Annotated in this window: 2 protein-coding genes and 1 tRNA gene; 2 read left to right on the forward strand and 1 reads right to left on the reverse strand. The window is 67.9% G+C overall.

The window, feature by feature from the left end; genetic code table 11:
• Positions 1–42: 42 nt before the first annotated feature.
• Positions 43–636, reverse strand: a complete 594-nt coding sequence (locus tag ACFWX1_RS31430; RefSeq protein WP_378393380.1) for a PPA1309 family protein — start codon at positions 634–636, stop codon at positions 43–45.
• A gap of 166 nt (positions 637–802) precedes the next feature.
• Here ACFWX1_RS31430 and ACFWX1_RS31435 point away from each other — a divergent pair, with 166 nt between their 5' ends.
• Together ACFWX1_RS31435 and ACFWX1_RS31440 are read left to right on the forward strand one after the other, a co-directional pair.
• Positions 803–3,799 (forward strand): UPF0182 family protein, encoded by a 2,997-nt coding sequence (locus ACFWX1_RS31435; protein WP_378393409.1) that lies wholly within the window; start codon positions 803–805, stop codon positions 3,797–3,799.
• Positions 3,800–3,866: 67 nt separating this feature from the next.
• Positions 3,867–3,940 (forward strand) — tRNA-Met (locus ACFWX1_RS31440).
• Positions 3,941–3,996: the final 56 nt, after the last annotated feature.

Genomic DNA, 3,996 nt, shown 5'->3' on the forward strand with positions numbered 1-3,996 from the left:
ATCGCCCGGCGATAGCAAAGGTCCCTTGCTCCTCTTCGGGGGTCAGGGCAGCAGGGTGGCCTTGAGCGCTTCGAGCAGATTCGGCGCGAGGTCCGGGCTTTCGATGATCTCGTCGACGACGTCCTCGGCGGCCTCAGCGGCACCCGGCGTCCCAGGCTCGGCCGCCTCACCGGACGGCGCCACTCCGCGCAACCGCATGACGCAGGCCGCTTCACCGCCGCGGAGGACGGCGGCCACGAGCCGGGCCTCCGTACGGCGCGGATGGTCGGCCGCGGCGCGGCGCAAGCGTTCGGCGTCGCCCTCGGAGACATCCGGCAACTCGGCTTCGACGTCCGGCGGGAGCACGATGATCTCCTGCGCGATCGCGCAGCCTGTCACGACATCCGGCCACGCGATCCGGCCCAGCGCCTCGGCGAGGTCACCCTCGGGCAGGGCTTCCTGCGCGACCGGCGTGAGCGGGTTCGCCGGGTCCAGCTGCCCGGCCAGCTCCGGTTGTTCGTCCAGCAACGCGCCTGTCGGCACCAGCGCGAACAGTTGCGGCGGCTGGTCCCAGCCCCCTGCGGCGACGAATTCCTCTACTTCGCGGGCGAGACCGGCGATGGCGGTGATCGTCGGCTGCTGCTCACTGGGTGCCATGGCTCAATCGTCCCAGGCGAGCTGTCGCCGCGCCGTGCCACGTCCGGTTTGGGCGGGTCCCGGGAACTCAGCACGGCATCCGTAGAGTTAGAGCATCAGGGGCGCGTGCGCCCTCTGCGAACGTGTTCACGAAGACAGGAGCTATGCCGTGGCGTCCCGGCCCCCCGTGAGCCTGCCGAAGCTGTCCCGGCGCAGCAGGATCCTCCTCGTCATCGCCGCCGTGATCGTGCTGGCGCTGCTCCTGGGGGCGAGACTGCTCGACACCTATGTCGACTGGCTGTGGTTCGGCGAGGTCGGCGCGCGCTCGGTGTTCACCACCCAGCTGGTCACCAGGATCGTGCTGTTCTTCGCCGTCGGGCTCTTCGTCGGCGGTGCGCTGGCCGCCAGCCTGACGATCGCCTACCGCACACGCCCTGTCTTCGTGCCGGTGTCCGGCGCCGACGACCCGCTGGCCCGCTACCGGTCCGCGATCGTCGCCCGTATCCGCCTCTTCGGCATCGGCATCCCGGTGCTGACCGGCCTCATCGCCGGCGCGTCCGCGCAGGGCGACTGGCAGGTCGTGCAGCTGTTCGTCAACGGAACGTCGTTCGGCCAGAAGGATCCCGAGTTCGGCAACGACATCGGCTTCTACGCGTTCGACCTCCCGTTCGTGAACTGGCTGCTTGGCTGGCTCTTCATCACAGTCGTCATCTCGTTCTTCGGTGCGCTCATCGCCCATTACGTCTTCGGCGGCATCCGCCTCGCCGGCAAGGGCGGCCAGCTCGCCGGGCCCACCCGCGCGCAGCTCGCCATCACCGTCGGCATCTTCGTGCTGCTCAAGGCGGTCGAGTACTTCTTCGACCGGTACAACCTGCTGTTGTCCGACCGATCCAACGGCCTGTTCACCGGCGCCACCTACACCGACCTCAACGCGGTGCTCCCGGCGAAACTGATCCTGCTCTGTATTTCGGTGATCTGCGCGATCGCCTTCTTCGCCGGTGCGTTCCTGCGCAACCTCCAGCTGCCCGCGATCGCGCTGGTGCTGCTCATCCTGTCGAGCATCCTGGTCGGCGTGGCCTGGCCCGCGGTCCTCGACCAGTTCTCGGTCAAGCCCAACGCCAACGAAAAGGAAGCCACGTCCATCCAGCGCAACATGGACGCGACGAAGCAGGCGTTCGGTATGACCAAGGTCCAGTACCAGGACTACAGCGGCAAGTCCGAGGCCACCGCCGCCGACGTCAAACAGGACACCGGCACGATGTCCAACATCCGGCTGCTCGACCCGAACATCCTGAGCGACACCTTCACCCAGCGCGTCGGCCGGGAGAACTTCTACGGCTTCCCGGCGAAGCTCGACATCGACCGGTACACCATCGGCGGCCGCACCCAGGACTACATCGTTGCGGCCAAGGAGATCAAGACCGAGGGCCTCACCGGCAACCAGACCACCTGGATCAACAAGCACCTCGTCTACACCCACGGCAACGGCTTCGTCGCCGCGCCCGCCAACACGATCGACCGCGCGGTGAAGGACGCCAACTCCGACGGCGGCTACCCGATCGCCACCACCAGCGATACCCAGAACCCGACCGGCGCCGGCTCCGCCGGGCCGAACTCACCGGGAATCCGCGTCGACGAGCCCCGCATCTACTACGGCGAACTCACCACCGATCCGTCGTACGCGATCGTCGGCGGGCCGGCGGGCAAGGCACCGGGCGAGTACGACACCGCCAACGACCGCAGCTATCTGTACAAGGGCAGCGGCGGCGTCCCCCTCGACAACTGGTTCAACCGGCTCGCCTTCGCGGCCGAATACGGCGAACGGAACATCCTGTTCTCCGACGCCATCGGCGACGGCTCCAAGATCATGTACAACCGGGACCCCCGGCAGCGGGTCAACAAGGTCGCGCCGTGGCTCACCCTCGACGGCGACCCGTATCCGGCGGTCGTGAACGGCAAGATCCAGTGGATCATCGACGGGTACACCACGCTCAACAATTTCCCGTATTCCCAACAGGTCCAGCTCGGCGCCGCGACCAACGACTCGCTCAACGGCACCACGCGCCAGGCGAACAGCTCGATCAACTACATCCGCAACTCCGTCAAGGCCACTGTGGACGCTTTCAACGGCACGGTGACGCTGTACTCGCTCGACGACAACGAGCCCGTACTGAAGGCATGGGAGAAGGTGTTCCCGGGGTTGGTCAAACCCAGCAAGGACATCTCCCCGGAGCTGCGCTCGCACTTCCGGTACCCGGAAGACCTCTTCAAGGTGCAGCGTGACCTGCTGACCAAATACCACGTCGGCAGCCCGCAGGAGTTCTACGCCCAGCAGGCCTTCTGGAGCATCCCGCAGGACCCGACGCAGGAGGGCGGCGCGACACCCGGCGCGGCCGGGGCCGCCAACCAGCCCGGCTACTACGTCCTCGCCGACGCGCCGGGAGAAAACCAGACGACCTTCCAGCTCACGAGCCCGCTCACAGGTCTGCAACGAAATTACCTCTCGGCCTGGATGTCGGTGTCGTCCGACCCAGCCGACTACGGCGCGATGAGAGTGCTCAAGCTGCCCACCGCCGCCAGCGGGGCCACCCAGGTCGACGGCCCCGTCCAGGTACAGAACAGATTCCAGGGCGACCCCCGCGTCGCGCAGGACCGGTTCCTGTTCAACAACCCCAGCGTGACCCCCATCTTCGGCAACCTGATCACCCTGCCGGTCGGCAACGGGTTCCTCTACGTCGAACCGGTCTACATCAGACAGCGCAATCAGCTGTCCAACTACCCGCAGATGGCACGCGTCCTCGTGGCGTACGGGTCGAAGATCGGTTTCGCGGCCACCCTCAACGAGGCACTGGACCAGGTCTTCGGGCCCGGCGCGGGCTCGGTGGTCACCGCGCCACCCCAGGGCGGCCAGCCGACCACGACCCCGGCACCACCGACCAGCAGCACACCCAACCAGCCGCCACCCACCACCGGCGGCGGCAACCCGGCGCTGGACAAGGCCGTCGCCGACATCCAGGCCGCCCTCGGCAAACTGAGGGCCGCGCAGCAGTCCGGCAACTTCACCGACCAGGGCGCCGCCCTGGCCGCACTGGACGCCGCTGCCAAGGCCTACGAGGCGGCCAAGGGCGGCACGCCCCCGTCGTCGACTCCGCCCAGCAGCAGCGCGCCGCCCTCGGGAGGGTGACGTCGCTTACGTAATCGACACCTGCTTTGCGCCCGTCCGAAACCTGGGCGTAAGGTAGGTGTCACGACGCGGGGTGGAGCAGCTCGGTAGCTCGCTGGGCTCATAACCCAGAGGTCGCAGGTTCAAATCCTGTCCCCGCTACAGAGGTAAGAGGCCCGGGGGGGGGGCGGGCGCCGCGCGCCCGCCCGCGGGCCGCT

It is taken from the genome of Amycolatopsis sp. NPDC059021, from assembly GCF_042739895.1.
Taxonomy (GTDB): Bacteria; Actinomycetota; Actinomycetes; order Mycobacteriales; family Pseudonocardiaceae; genus Amycolatopsis.

Coding starts and splice junctions, on each gene's coding strand:
- ACFWX1_RS31430 (WP_378393380.1), bottom strand. CDS start 636: ATGGCACCCAGTGAGCAGCAGCCGACGATCACCGCCATCGCCGGTCTC.